16 protein-coding genes and 1 pseudogene are annotated in these 17,308 nt (G+C 78.0%); 10 read left to right on the top strand and 7 right to left on the bottom strand.

Annotation, left to right across the window (positions count from 1 at the left end; genetic code table 11):
* Nucleotides 1–4 precede the first annotated feature (4 nt).
* The 4 genes and pseudogenes from ACI79B_RS12290 to ACI79B_RS12275 all read left to right on the top strand — a co-directional run bounded on the left by ACI79B_RS12290 (nucleotide 5) and on the right by ACI79B_RS12275 (nucleotide 2,926).
* Nucleotides 5–841 (top strand): alpha/beta hydrolase, encoded by an 837-nt coding sequence (locus ACI79B_RS12290; protein WP_456927861.1) that lies wholly within the window; start codon nucleotides 5–7, stop codon nucleotides 839–841.
* Between the two features lie 74 nt (nucleotides 842–915).
* Nucleotides 916–1,488, top strand: coding sequence for a class I SAM-dependent methyltransferase (locus tag ACI79B_RS12285; RefSeq protein WP_456927860.1), 573 nt, complete (start codon nucleotides 916–918; stop codon nucleotides 1,486–1,488).
* 44 nt (nucleotides 1,489–1,532) lie between these two features.
* Nucleotides 1,533–2,054, top strand: a complete 522-nt coding sequence (locus ACI79B_RS12280) for a pyridoxamine 5'-phosphate oxidase family protein (RefSeq protein WP_456927859.1) — start codon at nucleotides 1,533–1,535, stop codon at nucleotides 2,052–2,054.
* A 31-nt stretch (nucleotides 2,055–2,085) separates the two neighbouring features.
* Nucleotides 2,086–2,926 (top strand): annotated as a pseudogene (locus ACI79B_RS12275) (SMP-30/gluconolactonase/LRE family protein).
* Nucleotides 2,927–2,929: 3 nt separating this feature from the next.
* Here the strand turns inward: ACI79B_RS12275 and ACI79B_RS12270 are convergent.
* Both ACI79B_RS12270 and ACI79B_RS12265 read right to left on the bottom strand, forming a co-directional pair.
* Nucleotides 2,930–4,582, bottom strand: a complete 1,653-nt coding sequence (locus ACI79B_RS12270; RefSeq protein WP_456927858.1) for a Na+/H+ antiporter — start codon at nucleotides 4,580–4,582, stop codon at nucleotides 2,930–2,932.
* Between the two features lie 48 nt (nucleotides 4,583–4,630).
* On the bottom strand, nucleotides 4,631–5,620 hold the full coding sequence (locus tag ACI79B_RS12265) for an LLM class flavin-dependent oxidoreductase (RefSeq protein WP_456927857.1): 990 nt from the start codon (nucleotides 5,618–5,620) through the stop codon (nucleotides 4,631–4,633).
* 122 nt (nucleotides 5,621–5,742) lie between these two features.
* Here ACI79B_RS12265 and ACI79B_RS12260 point away from each other — a divergent pair, with 122 nt between their 5' ends.
* Nucleotides 5,743–6,450, top strand: coding sequence for a hemerythrin domain-containing protein (locus ACI79B_RS12260; RefSeq protein ID WP_456927856.1), 708 nt, complete (start codon nucleotides 5,743–5,745; stop codon nucleotides 6,448–6,450).
* On the opposite strand, the gene ACI79B_RS12255 is transcribed toward ACI79B_RS12260, so the two are convergent.
* Nucleotides 6,447–9,794: a BTAD domain-containing putative transcriptional regulator gene (locus ACI79B_RS12255; RefSeq protein ID WP_456927855.1), complete on the bottom strand. Its 3,348-nt coding sequence runs from the start codon at nucleotides 9,792–9,794 to the stop codon at nucleotides 6,447–6,449. The two genes, ACI79B_RS12260 and ACI79B_RS12255, sit on opposite strands and share 4 nt — an antisense overlap.
* A gap of 219 nt (nucleotides 9,795–10,013) precedes the next feature.
* Here ACI79B_RS12255 and ACI79B_RS12250 point away from each other — a divergent pair, with 219 nt between their 5' ends.
* Nucleotides 10,014–10,715 (top strand): hemerythrin domain-containing protein, encoded by a 702-nt coding sequence (locus tag ACI79B_RS12250; RefSeq protein WP_456927854.1) that lies wholly within the window; start codon nucleotides 10,014–10,016, stop codon nucleotides 10,713–10,715.
* Nucleotides 10,716–10,760: 45 nt separating this feature from the next.
* Here the strand turns inward: ACI79B_RS12250 and mftD are convergent, their stop codons facing one another.
* A complete protein-coding gene (mftD, locus tag ACI79B_RS12245; protein ID WP_456927852.1) occupies nucleotides 10,761–12,002 on the bottom strand; it encodes a pre-mycofactocin synthase MftD in 1,242 nt (413 codons plus the stop codon).
* A gap of 184 nt (nucleotides 12,003–12,186) precedes the next feature.
* Complete coding sequence (locus ACI79B_RS12240; RefSeq protein ID WP_387993827.1) at nucleotides 12,187–12,330, bottom strand: hypothetical protein; 144 nt, start codon at nucleotides 12,328–12,330, stop codon at nucleotides 12,187–12,189.
* 191 nt (nucleotides 12,331–12,521) lie between these two features.
* Between ACI79B_RS12240 and ACI79B_RS12235 the strand changes: the two genes are divergently transcribed.
* From ACI79B_RS12235 to ACI79B_RS12220, 4 genes are all read left to right on the top strand, one after another.
* On the top strand, nucleotides 12,522–13,022 hold the full coding sequence (locus ACI79B_RS12235; protein ID WP_456927851.1) for a winged helix-turn-helix transcriptional regulator: 501 nt from the start codon (nucleotides 12,522–12,524) through the stop codon (nucleotides 13,020–13,022).
* A 112-nt stretch (nucleotides 13,023–13,134) separates the two neighbouring features.
* Nucleotides 13,135–13,782 carry a dienelactone hydrolase family protein gene (locus tag ACI79B_RS12230; protein WP_456927849.1) on the top strand — a complete coding sequence of 216 codons (648 nt, stop codon included), beginning with the start codon at nucleotides 13,135–13,137 and terminating at the stop codon, nucleotides 13,780–13,782.
* Nucleotides 13,779–14,891: a CaiB/BaiF CoA transferase family protein gene (locus tag ACI79B_RS12225; RefSeq protein WP_456927848.1), complete on the top strand. Its 1,113-nt coding sequence runs from the start codon at nucleotides 13,779–13,781 to the stop codon at nucleotides 14,889–14,891. The genes ACI79B_RS12230 and ACI79B_RS12225 overlap by 4 nt, the downstream gene beginning before the upstream one ends.
* Nucleotides 14,892–14,934: 43 nt before the next feature.
* Nucleotides 14,935–15,699 (top strand): crotonase/enoyl-CoA hydratase family protein, encoded by a 765-nt coding sequence (locus tag ACI79B_RS12220; RefSeq protein ID WP_456927847.1) that lies wholly within the window; start codon nucleotides 14,935–14,937, stop codon nucleotides 15,697–15,699.
* Here the strand turns inward: ACI79B_RS12220 and ACI79B_RS12215 are convergent.
* The gene (locus ACI79B_RS12215) at nucleotides 15,696–16,796 is read right to left on the bottom strand and encodes a LacI family DNA-binding transcriptional regulator (RefSeq protein ID WP_456927846.1); all 1,101 of its coding nucleotides are present in this window, start codon (nucleotides 16,794–16,796) and stop codon (nucleotides 15,696–15,698) included. The genes ACI79B_RS12220 and ACI79B_RS12215 overlap by 4 nt on opposite strands.
* Before the next feature lie 63 nt (nucleotides 16,797–16,859).
* Nucleotides 16,860–17,222, bottom strand: coding sequence for an STAS domain-containing protein (locus ACI79B_RS12210; protein ID WP_456927845.1), 363 nt, complete (start codon nucleotides 17,220–17,222; stop codon nucleotides 16,860–16,862).
* Nucleotides 17,223–17,308 lie beyond the last annotated feature (86 nt).

Here is a 17,308-nt window from a genome sequence, read left to right as displayed (position 1 = left end):
ACGCGTGACCACAGCGGTGCGGCACGGGGAGGGCACGCTGCCCTCGGGGCAGTACTGGCAGGGCTGGAGCGTCCCCGACCCGGCCGGCGTCGTCGTGTTCGTGCACGGCGTGCACGAGCACGGCGGCCGGTACGCGCACGTGGCCGAGCGGCTCGGCCGCGGCGGCTACGCCTCCTACGCGCCCGACCACCCCGGCCACGGCCGGTCGCCCGGCCGGCGGGGCGACATCGGGAGCATGGCGGGCACCGTCGAGGGCGTGACGCAGACCGTCCGCGCCGCCGCCGACCGGCACCCCGGCGTCCCGGTGTTCGTCTACGGCCACAGCCTCGGCGGGCTCATCGCGCTGCAGTACCTGACCGGCGAGCCGGACGCGCGCATCGTCGGCGCGGTCGTCTCGGCGCCCGCGCTCGACACCAGTGCCGCCACCCCGGTGCAGCGGGCGGTGGCGCCGCTGCTGGCCCGGCTGGCGCCGGGCCTCGGCGTGCTCACCCTCGACGTCGAGGCGGTCAGCCGCGACCCCGAGGTGGTGGCCGCCTACCGGGCCGACCCGCTCAACCACAACGGCAGGATGGTCGCCCGCACCGGCGCCGCGCTCATGCAGACCGCCGCGGCGATGCCCGACCGGCTGCGCGGACTGCGCCTGCCGCTGCTGGTCGTCCACGGCACCGCCGACCGGCTGGTGGCGCCGGCGGCCAGCGAGGTGGTCCGCGAGCACGCGGGCTCGCCCGATCTCACCCACCGGGTCTACGAGGGGCTGTTCCACGAGCCGCACAACGAGCCGGAGAAGGAGCAGGTCCTCGACGACGTCGTGGCCTGGCTCGACGCCCACCGGGCCGGCTGAGCGGTCGTCCCGCGCCGCGATCCGTGACAGGGTCCGGTCAGCCGCGCCGCCCGGGGCGGCGGAGGAGGGGACCCGTGCCGCAGACCCTCGGCGACGGCGTGCGGCTGCTGCGCGCCTTCGTCACCAACCCGCGTCAGGTGGGGGCGGTGCTCCCGACGTCCCGGACGGCGGTCCGCGCCATGCTCGACCTCGCCGACGTCCCGGCCGCCGGCCTAGTCGTCGAGCTCGGGGCCGGCACCGGGGTGGCCACCCGGGAGATCCTCGCCCGGCTCGGCGCGGGCGCCCGGCTGGTCGCGCTGGAGATCGACCCGCAACTGGCCCGCCGGCTCGCCGAGCGCCTCGACGACCCCCGGCTGCAGGTCGTGTGCGGCTCCGCGGAGGACCTCGACGGCCTCCTCGACGGGGAGCGCGCCGACGTCGTCGTCTCCATGCTGCCGTTCACCTCGCTCGAGGCGGGCCTGCGCCGCCGGCTGCTCGACCAGCTGCCCCGGGCGCTGCGCCCGGGCGGCACCGCGGTCGTGATCCAGTACTCGCCGCTGGTGCTCGGCGAGCTGCGCCGCCGGTTCGCCGACGTCCGGACGCGGGTGACGCCGTGGAACGTGCCGCCCGCGTTCCTCTTCGGCTGCACCGGCGCCGCCGGGGGCTGACCCGGGGGCGATGAGCCGCCGGCCCCGCGGCGGTCTCACCGGGCATGACCACCGGACAGATCGACCCCCGCTACGGTGACGCCACGGCGACCGCGCCACCCTGGGCCGACGTCGAGCGGCTGCTCACCGCCGCCCAGCTCTACTGGATCACCACCGTCCGCGCGGACGGCCGGCCGCACGCGGTCCCGCTCGTCGGCGTCTGGCACGACGGCGCGTTCGCCTTCTGCACCGGCGCCGACGAGCAGAAGGCGCGCAACCTCGACGGCAACCCGCACGTGGCCGTGACCACCGGCAGCACCGGCGCGCACGGCTGGGACAGCGGGCGCGACGTCGTCGTCGAGGGCGTCGCGGTGCGGGTCACCGACCCCGGGGAGCTGCAGGCGCTGGCCGACGCCTGGTACGCGAAGTACGGCGAGGACTGGCACTTCGCGGTGCGCGGCGACGAGTTCGTCGAGCTGAGCTCCTCCGGCGGGGCCACCGAGGGCGGCGCCCGGGTGTACCGGGTCCCGCCGGACAAGGTGCTGCTGTTCGGCGGGCCGCACGGCCAGACCCGGTACCGCCCCTGAGCCGGGGCGCCGCCCTCCTACGCTGCCCGCCGTGGACGCGACGACGACGCTGGCCGGCGACCTCGGCTTCCCCGAGGGCCCGCGCTGGCACGACGGCCGGCTGTGGTTCTCCGACTTCCACGACCGGCGGGTGCGCACGCTCACCCCGGACGGCGTCCTGACGACGGTCCTCGACCTGGACGACGCGCCGTCCGGGCTGGGCTGGACGCCGGAGGGGACGCTGCTCGTCGTCGCGATGACCCGGCGCGCGCTGCTGGAGGTCGCCGGCGGGCGGCCGGTCGTGCGCGCCGACCTCACCGGCCTGACCCGCTCCCGCGCCAACGACCTGGTCGTCGACGCGGCCGGCCGGGCCTACGTGAGCAGCTTCGGGTTCGACCTGGTCGGGGGCGCGCCGGTGGAGCCGACCGGGCTGGTGCGGGTGGACCCCGACGGCACCGCGTCCGTCGTCGCGGACGACCTGCGCTTCCCCAACGGCATGGCGCTCACCGGCGACGGCCGGACGCTGGTGGTCGCCGAGACCTACGGCGCCCGGCTCACCGCCTTCGACGTCGCCGACGACGGGCTCGCTGTCCGGCCGGCGGGTGTTCGCGGAGACGCCGGGCCTGGCGCCCGACGGCATCTGCCTCGACGCCGAGGGGCACGTCTGGTTCGCCACCGCCCGCACCGCCGAGGTGCTGCGCGTGCGGGAGGGCGGCGAGGTGACCGGCCGGGTGCCCGTCGGGTCGGGCTCGCTGTCCTACGCCTGCACGCTCGGCGGCGACGACGGGCGGACGCTGTTCGTCTGCACCGCGCCCACCTGGGCCGAGGGCGGCCCGCGCGCCGGCCGGGTGGAGGTCGCCCGGGTCGACGTCCCCCGCGCCGGCCGGCCCTGACCCTCAGGCCGGGCGGGCCGGGAGCAGGTGCTCCTGGTGGTCCAGCTCCCGCTCGAGCGTGCGCAGCCCCTCGTCGGGCAGCCGGCCGAGGTCGCGCCAGCGCAGCAGCTCCTCGCGCTCGGCGTCGATGACCGCCCGGCGCACCCGCAGCGCCGCCTCGTACTCCGGCGACATCGGCACCTCGCCCTCGGCGTCCACGAGGACCTCCAGCCGCCGCTCGTAGCGGGTCCGCCGGGTGCGCAGCGCCGCGCGGATCGACTCGATCGCGGCGTCGTCGACGTGGTCGTGCCGCTCGGCCTGCAGCTCGTCGAGCCGGGCGAGGCCCGCGTCGACCGCCGCGACGCGCGCCTGGTTGCGCAGCCGGGCGGCGTCGGCGGCGTCGGCCCGCAGCCGCAGCCGGCGCACCAGCGGCGCGAAGGTCGCGCCCTGGCCGACGAGGGTGACCAGCACGGCGAGGAAGGCGCAGAACAGCAGCAGGTCGCGGTCGGGGAACGGGTCGCCGGCGTCGGTGGTCAGCGGGATGGTGAAGACGGCGGCCAGGCTGATGACGCCGCGGGTGCCGGCCCAGCTCAGCACGGCGATCTCCCGGCCGGACAGCTGCCGCGGCGGGGTCGAGGGGTCGTCGTCCTCGTCGGCGGCGGGAGCGCCGCTGAGCCGCATGTGCAGCGCCTGCGGCGCGTGCTCGGTGAGCCACAGCCACAGCGGCCGGACCAGCAGCACCGCGCCCACGGTGATCAGCGAGGCGACGACGACGGTCGAGGGCGCGTACTGGCCCAGGCCGCGGATGACGGCGGGCAGCTGCTGGCCGATGAGCAGGAAGACGACGCCCTCGAGCAGGAAGTCCACCAGCTTCCACACCGCGTCGGTCTGCAGCCGGGTGGCGCCCGACTGCCAGTACGGCGCGTTGTGCGCGATGACCAGCCCGGCGACGACGACGGCCAGCACGCCGGACACGTGCACCGACTCGGCCAGCAGGTAGGCGACGAACGGCGTCGCCAGCGAGACCGCGTTGGACGACAGCGGGTCGCGGCGCAGCCGGCGCAGCGGCCGGACGCCGTAGGCGACGACCAGCCCGGCGGCGACGCCCCCGGCGGCCGAGAGCGCGAACTGGCCCAGCGCCGACCAGGTGGAGAAGCCGTCGCCGACCGCGGCCGCGATGGCGACGCTGAGCAGGGTCAGCGCGGTCGCGTCGTTGAGCAGCCCCTCGCCCTGGATGAGCGTGACCAGCCGCGGCGGCAGCCCGACCCGGCGGCCGACGGCGAGCGCGGCCACCGGGTCCGGCGGGGCGACGGCAGCGCCCAGGGCGATGCCCGCGGCGAGCGTCGCCCCGGGGACCCACAGCGCGAACCCGACGCCGATGACCAGCGCGGTGACCAGCACGAGCAGCACCGACAGGCCGACGACGGTCCGCATGTTGGCGCGGATCGCGATCAGCGAGGAGTCCAGCGCGGCGCTGTAGAGCAGCGGCGGGAGCAGGACGGTGAGGACGATCTCGGGGTCGAGCGTGAGGTTCGGGCCGGGCAGCAGCGCGTAGACCAGCCCGGTCACGGTGAGCAGCGCGGCCGCCGGGATGCCGGTGCGCCCGGCGAGCCAGCGGGCCGCCACGATCACCGCGACCGCGGCCAGGACGAGCAGGAGGACGGTCTCGGCGTGCACCGAGTCATCCTCGCCGAGCGCCGTCCCCGGCTCATCCCGACGCCCCGGCTACGCGGCGACGGACTCCATGGCCTCGGCGGTCAGCGTCACCGAGCGCAGCCGCGCCTCGGTGCCGGGCGCCTGGTGGGCGACGATCAGCTCGTCGGCGTCGGCGAGCCGGGCGAAGTCGGTGAGCCGCTCGCGGACCTCGGCCGGGGTGCCGACGGCGGTGTGCGTGAGCATCGAGTCCACGTGCCGGCCCGCGCCCGAGGACAGCAGCAGCTCGGCGGCGTCGTCGTCGAGGTCGCGGCCCTGGCCGAACAGGCCGACGGCGAGCCGGCGGCGGGTGGCCTGCAGCAGCTCCTGCGCCTGCGCGGTGGTGTCGGCGGCGACGGCGTTCACCCCGGCGATCACGTACGGGGCGTCGAGCTGCGCGGAGGGGCGGAAGTCGCGGCGGTAGGCGGCCACCGCGGGCTCCAGCAGCTGCGGCGCGAAGTGCGAGGCGAAGGCGTAGGGCAGGCCGAGCGCGGCGGCCAGGCCGGCGCCGAACATCGACGAGCCGAGCACGTACAGCGGCACGTCCGACCCGCGGCCGGGGACGGCCTGCACGCCGGGCACCCGCGACTCGCCGGTCAGGTAGCCCTGCAGCTCGAGCACGTCCTGGGGGAAGCGCTCGGCGGAGGCGGCGTCGCGGCGCAGGGCGTACATGGTGTTCTGGTCCGAGCCGGGCGCGCGGCCCAGGCCCAGGTCGATGCGCCCGGGGTACACCGCCTCGAGCGTGCCGAACTGCTCGGCGATCGTGAGCGGCGAGTGGTTGGGCAGCATGACGCCGCCGGCGCCGAGCCGGATGGTGGAGGTGTGCGCGCCGACGTGCGCGATGAGCACGCTGGTGGCCGACGACGCGATCGTCGGCATGTTGTGGTGCTCGGCGTACCAGACCCGGCGGTAGCCGGCCTCCTCCGCCCGCTGCGCCAGCGCGACGCTCCCGGCGATGCTGCTGCCGTAGGTCTCCCCGGGGGCGACGGGGGCGAGGTCGAGCACGGACAGCGGGATGCGCACGGGGGTCCTCCTGGGACGACGAGGTTCGTTGCCCGCTGCAACGCCCGGCGGTCCCGGGGGCTTCCGCCGCGGCGGTAGTCGGACGCAAGTCACCGGCAACCGGGCCGGGCGACGGTGGCACCGTGACCGCGACCGCACCGCTGCCGTTCCCCGTCACGCCCCGCCGGCCCGGCGACCCCGAGGCCGACGTGACCCGCCTGGCGCTGGCGCACCGCGCGCTGTGCGCCGGCTGCCGGCTGCTGGCCGGCGTCGCCGCGGAGGCCGCCGCCGGGGCGGTCTGGACGGCGGAGCGGCGGCGGGCGGTCGTCGCCTTCGGCCGGTGCGTGCTGCGCGAGGTGCGCGCGCACACCGCGCGGGAGGACGCCGTCCTGTGGCCGGTGGTGGCCGCCTCCGCCGGGACGCACGCCGCCGACCTCGAGCCGCTCACCGAGGACCACGCCGTGCTGCGTGCGGTGCTGGGCCGGGCCGACGCGGCGCTCACCGCCTTCGCCGCCACCGCCGCCGGCCCCGACGCCGCGGCGCCGCTGGCCGCCGTCCTCGCGGAGCTGGCCGACGCCCTCGACGAGCACGTCGCGGAGGAGGAGCGCGAGGTGTTCCCGGTGATCCGCCGGTGCGTGTCGGTGCGCGACCTGGCCCGCTACGAGGGCGTCTGCGCGCGCGCCTCGGGGCCCCGGTCCGCGGCGTTCGCGCTGCCGTGGGTCGCCGACGCCTGCCGCACCCCGGGCGAGCGCGCCGGGCTACTCGGCGCGACCTCGCCGCTGCTGCGGGTGCTGCTGCGCGCGGCCGAGCCGGGCTGGCGCCGCCGCCGCGACCTCGTCGCCGGCCGCTAGTCCGCTTCCGCTGGTCCGGCGCCGCTGGTCCACGGCCGCTGGTCCAGCGCCGCGCGGGCCTGCGCGATCCACCCCGGGTGGCCGGTCCGCTCGGCCACGGCGACGGCGACCGCCCGGTGCGCCTCGGCCGTCTCCCGGTCGCCGCGGGCGGCGGCCAGCCGGGCGAGCAGCGTCGCCGTCGGGCCGAAGGCCAGCTGGGCGGTGTGCGTCCCGCACACCGTGTCGCGGTAGGGGAGCAGCTCCGCCTCGGCCTCGGCCATCCGCACGCGGTCCCCGAGGGCCAGCCCGACGAGGCCCCGGCAGTACTGGAGGAACGGGGTGAACAGGTCCCGCACCGCCTGGAGCCGCGGCGGGCCCACGGACCGCGCCTCCTCCAGCCGCCCGGCCAGCACCAGGGCCAGGGCCCGGGTCTCGGTCGCCAGCTCGGGGGAGATCGGCGCCAGGCCGGCCATCTCCTCGGGGTCCACCGGCCGGGCACCGGGGTCGGCGAGCCGCAGGGAGAGCTGGGTGGTCAGCCGGAGCGCCCGCGCCACCGCGGGGTAGTAGCCGGCGTCGAGCAGGGCCTGCTCGGCCACGTCGTACGCCGCCTGGGCCTCGGCGACCCGCCCCGCGACGGCGGCGCGCAGGCCGGCGTAGCAGCGGGCGATGCCGTGCAGCAGCGGCAACCCGTAGGCCGCGGACAGGCGCTCGGCCTCCGCGGCGTGCCGGTCGGCGGCCTCGAGGTCGAGGACGGTGCAGGTCGTCTGGAGCAGCACCAGCCGCGCCACCGCCTCGAAGAGGCCGAAGCCCTCCTGCTGCGCGAGGGCCAGCAGCTCGGTGCCCAGGGCCGTCGCCTCGCTGCGGTCGGGCCCGCGCGTGGCGTGGAACTGCCGGACCGTCAGCGCGTGGGCCAGCGCGAGCGGGTCCCCGGCGAGGCGGGCCTCGGCGAGCGCCCGGGCGGAGGCCTCGACCGCCTGCGGGTCGTTCCGCTCCTCGAGCTCGACGGCCAGCATCGCCAGCAGCCGGGCGCGCTGCGGATCGCCGGGCGGCAGGGTGCCGACCACACGCCGGGTGCGGTCCACGAACCGGTCGTCCACGGGGTCCACCCAGGAGTTCCAGAAGGTCGGGACGTCCGAGGACAGGAGCACCGCCGCGGTCAGCTCCGGCGGGGCGTCCTCGGGCAGGACCGCCAGCGCGCGGGTGCGCAGCGCGCGGGCGTCGCCGACGGCGCCGGCCAGCGCCGTGGCGTGCGCCTGCGCGGCGAGCAGCGGCGCCATGCCGGCCGCGTCACCCCGCTGCACCGTCGTGGCGGCCTCGGCCGCCCGGCCCCACATGACCGCGGCGTCGGCGTACGCGAAGCGCCGCTCGGCGAGCTCGGCGGCCGCCTGTGCCCAGCGGGCGGCCGCCGCGGCCGAGCCGGGTCCCGCGGAGGCGGCGTGGTGGGCGAGCGCGGTGACGTCGTCGGGCCGCAGCCGCTCCAGCACGGCGGTCACCCGGCCGTGGAGACGGGTGCGGCGCAGGGAGGACAGGTCCTCGTAGAGGGTGTCGCGGACCAGCGCGTGCACGAACCGCAGCCGCCCCGGACCCGGCTCGACCAGCAGCCCGCTGACCAGCGCCGTCTCCAGAGCCTCGACCAGGGCCTCCTCGTCCTCGTCGGTGCCACCGCCGGCCGGGGCGGCGGCGGCGAGCAGCACGTCGGCGTCGACCTCGCGGCCCATGACGGCGGCCAGCCGCAGCAGCGTGCCGGTGCGCGCGGGCAGTCCGGCCAGCCGGTGGCGGACGACGTCGCGCACGGTGCCCGGGACGGCGTCGACGTGGGCGCCGGCGTCGACCAGCCGCAGCAGCTCCCGGACGTAGAACGGGTTGCCGTCGGCGCGGGCGCCGATCGCGGCGCGGGTGCGGCGGTCGACCGGGGTGAGCGCCCAGTCCCCGACCAGCTCGTCGACGGCGGCGGCGTCCAGCCCCCGCAGCGACAGCCTGACCGGGGACCGCCGGGCGAGCGCGGCGAGCACGTCGGCCAGCCCGGCGCTCTCCTCCGGGCGGTGCCCGGCGACGACCAGCACGCGCGACCCGGCCAGGGCGGGCAGCAGGTCGAGCAGCAGCGCGGTGGTCTCGCGGTCGGCGCGGTGCAGGTCGTCGACGGTCACCAGCAGCGGCGCACGCGCCGCGACCGCGGCCAGCCAGCCGGCGACGGCGCGGTGCAGCCGGAACCGGTTGCCGGTGGGGTCGCCGCCGGTCGCGGCCGGGGCGTCGTCGGTAAGCAGCGCGGCGAGCGGGGCCGGGTCGGCGGGCGGGTGCTCGGCGGCGAGCGCGCGCAGCGCCGCGGCCCACGGCCAGCCGGGCGGGGCGCCGTCGGTCTCGGGGCAGGACACCGCCAGCGTCGTCCAGCCGCGGCCCGCGTACTCCGCGCGCAGGTGGTCCAGGACGGTGGTCTTGCCGCTGCCGGCCTCGCCGGCGAGCAGGGCGACCGCGACCTGGCCGCCGGCCGCCCGCTCGGCCGCGGCGGACAGCGCGGCCAGCTCGGCGTCGCGGCCGACCGGGCGGGGCACGTCCGGCGCGGGGGCGGCCGGAGCCGGGGCCGGGACGGACGAGGGGGAGGGCGCCGGGCGGCCGACCGGCGGTGCCGGTGGACGCGCGGGCAGGAGCGAGGGGGACTGGGCGAGGACGGCCTCCTCCAGCGCCCGCAGCTCCGGGCCGGGGTCGACGCCGAGCTCGTCGGCCAGCCGTGTGCGGACCTCGCGCAGCGCGGCCAGCGCCTCGCCCTGCCGCCCGGCGCGGTAGAGACCGAGGGCGAGCAGGCGCCAGCCCTCCTCGCGCAGCGGGTGCTCGGCGACGTGCGCGCGCAGCTGCGGGAGCGGGTCCCGCCCGCCGGGGGCGTCGAGGGCGACGGCGGCCCGGCGCTCGACCGCGGTCAGCCGCAGCTCGTCCAGCCGGGCGGCCTCGGGACCGGCCCAGGGCTCGTCGCGGTACTCGGCGTACGCGGGACCGCGCCACAGGTCGATCGCGGCGCTGTACCGGGCGCGCGCCTCGGCGGGGTCGGTGGCGGCCAGCCGGTCGCCCTCGTCGAGCAGCCGCACCGCCTCGAGCACGTCCACGGCGTCGTCGGCCGGGCGCAGCGCGTAGCCCGGCGGCACGGTGACCAGCAGCCGCGCGGGCGTGCGCGGGGCGCGGCCGGGCTCCAGCACCCGGCGCAGGTGGCTGACGTGGGCCTGCAGCGTCCCCAGCGCGTCGGCGGGGGAGGCGCCGCGCCACAGGTCGGCGACCAGCACCTCGGCGGGGACCACGTGCCCGCCGGCGACCAGCAGCCGGGCGACCACCGAGCGCTGCCGCCGGCCGCCGAGGTCCAGCGGCTGGCCGTCGCGCACGGCACCCACGTCGCCCAGCACCCGGAACCCGACGGTTCCGGCACCCCCGCTCCCCATAGCGGCGCGAGCATATGGCGCGCGAGCCCGATCGCCGAGGGATCGGGGGAGGTTCCACCGGAAGCGGTCACGGCCGGGTCACGTCGCGTGTCGTCCTGTCCCGGGGGTCGCCGACCAGCGGCTCGCAAGCCGCTGCCAACCGCGCGCCGTCACCGTGCCGGCATGACCTCGACCGTCCCCGCCCTGCCGTTCCCCGTCACCCCGCGCCGGCCCGGCGACCCCGAGCCCGACCTGTTCGGCTTCTCCCTCGTGCACCGCGCGCTGCGGTCGGGCTGCCGGCTCCTGGCCGACGCGGCCACCCGCATCGCCGCCGGCGAGCCGTGCCCGCCGGGGCGGCGTCGCGCCGTCGTCCGCCACGCCGGGGCGGTGCTGCACGAGGTGCACGTGCACCACTCCCGGGAGGACGACGTCCTGTGGCCGGTCATCGTGGCCTCGGCCGGGGACTCCGTGGACCTGGGCCCGCTGTCCGACGGCCACACCGCGCTGCAGGGCGTGCTCGACCGCGCGCAGGCCGCGCTCGCCCGGTTCGCCGACGACGGTCCCGCGCAGGCCGGGCCGCTGGCCGCCGTCCTCACCGAGCTCGCCGACGAGCTCGACGAGCACATCGAGGAGGAGGAGCGCGAGGTGTTCCCGGTCGTGCGCCGGTTCGTCTCGGCCGGGGACTTCGCGCGGGTGGAGACCCGCTTCCGCAAGGGCACCAGCCTGCGGCACATGGCCTTCGTCCTGCCGTGGGTCGTCGACGCCTGCCGGACGCCGGAGGAGCGGGCGCGGCTGTTCGCCGGGGCGCCCGCGCCGCTGCGGCTGCTGCTGACGGCCGTGCAGCGCCGCTGGACCCGCCGCCGCGACCTCGTCGCCGGCGTCTGAGCCGGTCCCGGCCGGGGTCCCGTCCGGGGACCCCGGCCGCCGGGTTCAGGCGCTGCGGGCGCGGCGGGTGCGGGTGGGCACGGCCTCGACCGGGGCGTCGGCGCCCTCGACGCCGAGGCGCCGCTCGAAGCCGGGCGGGACGACGAGGTCGTCGCGGGACAGGTCGGCGGCGGACTCCCGCGCCAGGCCGGTCAGCGCGGAGCCGAGGCCGTCGCGCAGCAGGTCCAGGACGTTCTCGACGCCGGCCTGCCCGTTGGCGGCCAGGCCCCACAGGTAGGCGCGGCCGATCATCACGGCCCTGGCGCCCAGCGCCAGGGACTTGGCGACGTCGGAGCCGCGGCGGATGCCACCGTCGAGCAGCACCTCGACCTGGTCGCCGACCGCCTCGGCGATGGCGGGCAGGGCGCGGATGGAGGCGGGGGTGCCGTCGAGGTTGTTGCCGCCGTGGTTGGACACCGAGATCGCGGTGACGCCGGCGTCCACGGCGCGCTTGGCGTCGTCGACGCGCATGACGCCCTTGAGCATGAACGGCCGGTCGTCGCCCCACAGCTCGCGGAGCCAGGCGACGTCCTCCCAGGTCGGCATGGGCGACTGCATCCAGGCGCCGTAGGCGCCGAAGAACGTCGGCGGGGTCTCGGCGGGGTCGCCGACCATGTTGGGGACGGACAGGTCGGGCAGCTTCCGCGTCCTGGCGAACTCCCACAGCCAGCGCGGCCTGAGCGCGACCTGCGGGGCGTAGCGGCGGACCGCCTGGAGGTCGATCCTCTCCGGGATGAACGGGGAGCCCCAGTCGCGGCCGTAGGAGAACGACCAGTCGAGGGTGGCGATGAGCCCGGCGGCGCCGGCCCGCCTCGCGCGCTCGACCTTGGCGGCCATGGTGTCGCGGTCGCCGACCCAGTACAGCTGGAAGAAGGTCTTGGGATTGGCGGCGATGACCTCCTCCATCGGCTTGCTGGCCATCGAGGACAGGCCCATCGCCACGTTCCGGGCGGCGGCGGCCCGGGCGACGGCGACCTCGCCGTCGGGGTGCACCGCCTGCACGCCAGTGGGGCTGATCAGCACCGGCATCGACACGTCCTGGCCCATGACCGTGGTGGCCAGGTCGCGCTTGTTGGACAGGCCGGCGGTGTGCGGGGCGAAGCCCAGCTCGTCGAAGGCGCGCAGGTTGTCGTCGACGGTCAGGCCCTTCTCCGAGCCGGCCACCAGCGCGCCGTACACGCCCTTGGGCAGCCGCCGCCTCGCCCGCCGCTGGGCCTCGGCCACGGTCTCGAACCAAGGGTTGGCCATCTCGTCTCCGTCCGGTCGGTCCCCGGGACCGACCCCCGGTGGCACTCAGTGCCACCCTAGCGGCGCAGATGTAGCGCGGGCCACACCCCGGGACCGTCGCGCCCCCGGGACGGAGCAGCCCCGCGGCCGAGGGGCCACGGGGCTGTCGTCGGGGGTGCGCCGGCGGGCGGCGCGGGTGTCGCGGTCAGAAGCGGGCGGCCGCGGCGGTGATCTCGTGCGCCGACTCGAGCGTCGGGGCGGCGGCGAGGGCGCGCTGCAGCTCGCGCTCGTCGCGACGGCGGGCGCGGGTGCTGCGGGCGGAGGCCAGGGCGGTGCGCAGGCGGGTCATCTCGGTTCCTCCTCGGGGCGGGTGCCGCCGGTCGATCCACGGCGGCGGCCACCTCCGGTCGTCACCGGCGGGCCCGTGCAGGTGCGGCGGCTCACTGTGACCACCGTCTCGACCTGCTGGGTCTGCATCTCCAACCATCCTCTCCGGCGCACGGTTCGTCAAGCGAACCCAGCGTGACCTACGCTGCACCCGTGACCGCCGACACACCTCCCGACGGGTACGACCGGGCGCGCTGCTCGGTCGCCGGCACCCTCGCCGTGGTCGGCGAGAAGTGGAGCCTGCTGGTGCTGCGCGAGGCGTTCCTCGGCGTGCGCCGGTTCGCCGACCTGCAGCGCGCGCTCGGGGCGCCCAAGGCGGTGCTCACCGACCGGCTCAACTCGCTGGTCGCCCAGGACCTGCTCACCCGCGTCCCTTACCAGGAGGAGGGCGCGCGGCAGCGGCACGAGTACCGGCTCACCGAGCGCGGCCGCGACCTCTACCCGGCGCTGGTGGCGCTGATGCAGTGGGGCGACCGGTGGCTCGCGGAGGACGGCGTCCCGCCGCTGGCGCTCACCCACCGGGACTGCGGCGCGCCGGTGGCGCTCGGGCTGCGCTGCGCCGCGGGTCACGAGGTCGGCGGCCCGCGCGAGGTGACCGCCACCCCGGTGCGCCGGGAACGGGCCGGTGAGACGGCCGACACACCCGCGGGCTAGCGTCGGCGGCGCCTGCGCTGCCGCTGCGACCCGGGAGGCCTCCCTGCCCACCATCGTCATCCCCGGTGCCGCGAGCGCCCCGGAGCTGTCCGCCCACCTCGCCGTGCCGCCGGTGGGGGAGGGGCCGTGGCCCGGCGTCGTGGTCGTGCACGAGGTCTTCGGGCTCACCGACGACGTCCGCCAGCAGGCCGACCGGCTGGCCGCCGCCGGCTACCTCGCCGTCGCGCCCGACCTGTTCACCGCCGGCGGCGCGGTGCGCTGCCTGCGCTCGACGTTCCGGTCGCTGGGCCGCGGCGAGGGCCCGGCCTTCGGCGACCTCGAGGCGGCCCGCCGGTTCCTCGCCGACCGCGACGACTGCACCGGCCGGATCGGCGTCCTCGGGTTCTGCATGGGCGGGCAGTTCGCGCTGCTCGGCGCCACCCGCGGCTTCGACGTCGCCGCGCCCAACTACGGCCCGCTGCCGAAGGACGCCGAGAGCGTGCTCAAGGGCGCCTGCCCGGTGGTGGCCAGCTTCGGCGGCCGCGACCGGGCGCTGCGCGGCGCCGCAGGCCGGCTGGAGCGGGTGCTCACCGACCTCGGCGTCGAGCACGACGTGGAGGAGTACCCGGACGCCGGGCACTCGTTCCTCAACCGGCACAACGCCGGGCCGTTCACGGCGCTGGAGAAGGTGCTCGGCGTCGGCTACCACGGCCCCTCGGCCGAGGACGCCTGGGCGCGCATCCTGCGCTTCCTCGACCGGCACCTGCGGGCCCAGGCGTGAGCGAGGGAGTGAGCGGCCCGCTGACCGGCCTGCGGGTCGTCGAGCTCGGCGGGATCGGGCCCGGCCCGCACGCCGCGATGGTGCTGGCCGATCTCGGCGCCGACGTCGTGCGGGTGGAGCGGCCCTCCGGCGGCCTGTCGCTGGGCGGGGCCGCCCGCGACGTGGTCATGCGCGGCCGGCGCTCGCTCGGCGTCGACGTCAAGGCGCCCGAGGGGCGCGACCTCGTGCTCGGCCTGGCCGGGCGCGCCGACGTGTTCCTCGACGTCTTCCGCCCCGGCGTCGCCGAGCGGCTGGGTCTCGGCCCGGACGCGTGCCTCGAGCGCAACCCCGGGCTGGTCTACGCGCGGATGACCGGCTGGGGCCAGGACGGGCCGTGGGCCGACCGGGTCGGCCACGACGTCAACTACCTCGGGCTGACCGGCACGCTCGCCGCGCTCGGCCGGCCCGGGCAGGTGCCGCGGCCGCCGTTGAACCTGGTCGCCGACTACGGCGGCGGCTCCATGCTGGTGCTGGTCGGCATCCTCGCCGCGCTGCACGAGCGGTCCCGCTCGGGCCGCGGCCAGGTGGTCGACGCCGCCATGGTCGACGGCGTCGCGCTGATCTCCCAGATGCTGTGGTCGATGCGCGGCACGGGGCTGTGGTCGGACCGGCCGGGCACCAACGTCCTCGACGGCGGCGCGCCCTACTACGACGTCTACGCCTGCGCCGACGGGCGGTTCGTCGCCGTCGGCGCGCTGGAGCCGCAGTTCTACGCGGCGCTCCTGGAGGGGCTCGGGCTGGCCGGCGACGACCTGCCCGCGCAGACCGACCCGCGCGGCTGGCCGCGGCTGCGCGAGCTGTTCACCGCCGCGTTCGCCGCGCACCCGCGGGAGCACTGGGAGCGCGTCTTCGACGGCACCGACGCCTGCGTCACCCCGGTGCTCACGACGGAGGAGGCGGCCGCGCACCCCCACCTGGCCGCCCGCGGCACGCTCGTCGAGGTCGACGGCGTGCGGCAGGCCGCCCCCGCGCCGCGCTTCTCGCGCACCCCGGCCGGCCCCGCCGCGCCGGTGAGCCCCGGCCCGGCCGACGCCGCCGCCGTCCTGGAGGAGTGGTCGCGCCCCCGATGACGGGAGCGCACGAGCCGCGGTGCGCCGCGGAGGAGGAGGGACCGTGACCGAGCCCGTGCTGGTGGAGCGCCGCGGCGCCGTCCAGGTCATCACGATCAACCGGCCGGAGGCGAAGAACGCGCTCGACGGCGCGGTGGCCCGCGGCGTCGCCGCGGCCGTCGACGAGCTGGACGCGTCCGACGAGCTGCGCGCCGGCGTGCTCACCGGCGCCGGCGGCACGTTCTCCGCCGGCATGGACCTCAAGGCGTTCCTGCGCGGCGAGCGGCCGGCGATCGAGGGGCGCGGGCTGTGCGGGATCACCCAGACGCCGCCGCGCAAGCCGCTGGTCGCGGCCGTCGAGGGGTGGGCGCTGGCCGGCGGGTTCGAGCTGGTGCTGGCCTGCGACCTCGTCGTCGCCGGGTCCTCGGCGCGCTTCGGCGTGCCCGAGGTGACCCGCTCGCTGGTGGCCGCCGCCGGCGCCGCGCTGTTCCTGCCGCGGCGCATCCCGCAGGCGGTGGCGATGGAGATGCTGCTGACCGGGCAGCCGATCGACGCCGAGCGGGCGGCCGCGGTCGGGCTGGTCAACCAGGTGGTCGCCGAGGGCGGGGCGCTCGAGGCCGCGGTCGAGCTGGCCGGGGTCATCGCCGCCAACGGCCCGCTCGCGGTCGCCGCCACGAAGGAGATCGCCCGCGGCACCGCGGACTGGACCGCCGAGGAGGGCTGGGGAAGGCAGCAGGAGCTGATCGAGCCGGTGTTCGCCTCCGAGGACGCCCGGGAGGGCGCGACCGCGTTCGCCGAGCGCCGCGCGCCGGTCTGGCGCGGCCGCTAGCCCACCGGGCCGGTCGAGGTCCGCACGACCAGGTCGGCGGGCAGGGTGCGCGGCGGCGGGGCGGGCCGGCCGGCGAGCAGGTCCAGCAGGGCCTGCCCGGCCGCCCGCCCCTTCTCCCGGGTCGGCTGGCGCACGGTGGTCAGGCCCAGCCCGGCCGCCGTCGTCGCGTCGTCGAAGCCGGCCACGGACAGGTCCTCCGGCACGCGCAGCCCGCGCCGGGCCGCCGCGCGCAGGGCGCCCTCGGCCAGCCGGTCGCTCAGGCACAGCAGCGCCGTCGGCCGGGGGTCGGCGGCGAGGACGGCGTCGGCGCCGGCCTCCCCGACGGCGGGCGTGCTGTCCCCGCCGTGGAACACCGGGACGGCGGCCCAGTCCAGCCCGGCCCGCTCCGCGGCGTCGCGGTAGCCGGCCAGCCGGTCGCGGGTGACGGCGTAGGTGGCCGCCTCCTGGGTGGCGACGTCGACCAGCCCGGAGGTGATCGGGTCGCCGTGCATGCCGAAGGAGACGACGGCGAGCCGCCGGTGCCCGAGGTCGAGCAGGTGCCCGGCGACGGCGGCCGCTGCGGCGCGGTCGTCTACGCCCACCCACGGCGTCGCGGGGGCCCCCAGGACGGCCAGCCGGTCCGGGCGGGGCTGGTCGACGACGGCCAGCGGCAGGCCGCGGGCGACCGCCGCCGCGAGCAGCGGGTCCTCGTCGCCGACCGAGGAGACGACCAGCCCGTCGACGACGGCGTCGGTGACCGCGGCCAGGCGCCGGGCGGGGTCGGTCGAGCCGGGGACCAGCAGCAGTCCCGACCCGGCGGGCTCGGCGACCTCGGTGACCCCCGCCAGCAGCGCGACCGCCACCGGGTCGGCGAAGGCGTAGGACAGCCCGTTGTCGTAGGCGACGCCGATGGCGCCCACCCGGCCGCGGCGCAGGCCCGCGGCCAGCGGGTTGGGCCCGGGGTAGCCGAGCCGGCGGGCGGCGGCGAGCACGCGCTCGCGCAGCGCCGGGGAGAGCTGGTCGGGCCGGGAGAAGGCGTTGGACACCGTCTTCGCCGAGACGCCGACCTCGGCGGCCACGTCCCGCAGGGTCACCGGGCGGGCGCGGTCGGCGGGCACGCGGCCATTCTGCGGGGGCACGCGGGGCTCACCGCCCGCCGCCCGCCGCCCGCCGTCCGGGGGTCAGCCCGGCGTCTCGGAGCGGCCGGACGGGGCGGGCGGGCGGTCGAAGTCGCCCTGCAGCCCGCTGAGCTGCAGGATGCGCTCCACGATCGGCGACGCGGCGCGCAGCACCGGGCGCCGGCCGACGGCGTGGGACGCCTCGACGCACCGGGCCAGGACGCTGACGGCGGTCGAGCTGATGAAGGACACCCCGGCGGCGTCGATGGCGTCGACGAGCAGCGGGGTCCGCCCCTGGCGCTCCTTGAACCGCGTGGCGACCGCGGTGTCCACCTCGCCGCGCAGGCACAGCACCCGGTCGTCGCCCTCCTCCCGGACGGTGATCGATCCAGGAGACGGCCGGACGTCCTCGGGGTGGACAGTCATCTCGGCCTCCTCGCCCGCGGACGCGTCGAGAGGAAGGGTGCCGCGGGTCCGCCGGCTCGGCCCGACCCGCGCAGACGACGGTACGC

The sequence above is a fragment of the Geodermatophilus sp. SYSU D00879 genome (assembly GCF_054050375.1).
This window is presented reverse-complemented; position numbering and strand designations above follow the sequence as displayed.

Excerpts from the sequence above, each read along its gene's own strand:
- ACI79B_RS12280 (WP_456927859.1), top strand. The coding sequence starts at position 1,533 with ATGACCACCGGACAGATCGACCCCCGCTACGGTGACGCCACGGCGACC.
- ACI79B_RS12250 (WP_456927854.1), top strand. The coding sequence starts at position 10,014 with ATGACCTCGACCGTCCCCGCCCTGCCGTTCCCCGTCACCCCGCGCCGG.
- mftD (WP_456927852.1), bottom strand. The coding sequence starts at position 12,002 with ATGGCCAACCCTTGGTTCGAGACCGTGGCCGAGGCCCAGCGGCGGGCG.
- ACI79B_RS12240 (WP_387993827.1), bottom strand. The coding sequence starts at position 12,330 with ATGACCCGCCTGCGCACCGCCCTGGCCTCCGCCCGCAGCACCCGCGCC.
- ACI79B_RS12210 (WP_456927845.1), bottom strand. The coding sequence starts at position 17,222 with ATGACTGTCCACCCCGAGGACGTCCGGCCGTCTCCTGGATCGATCACC.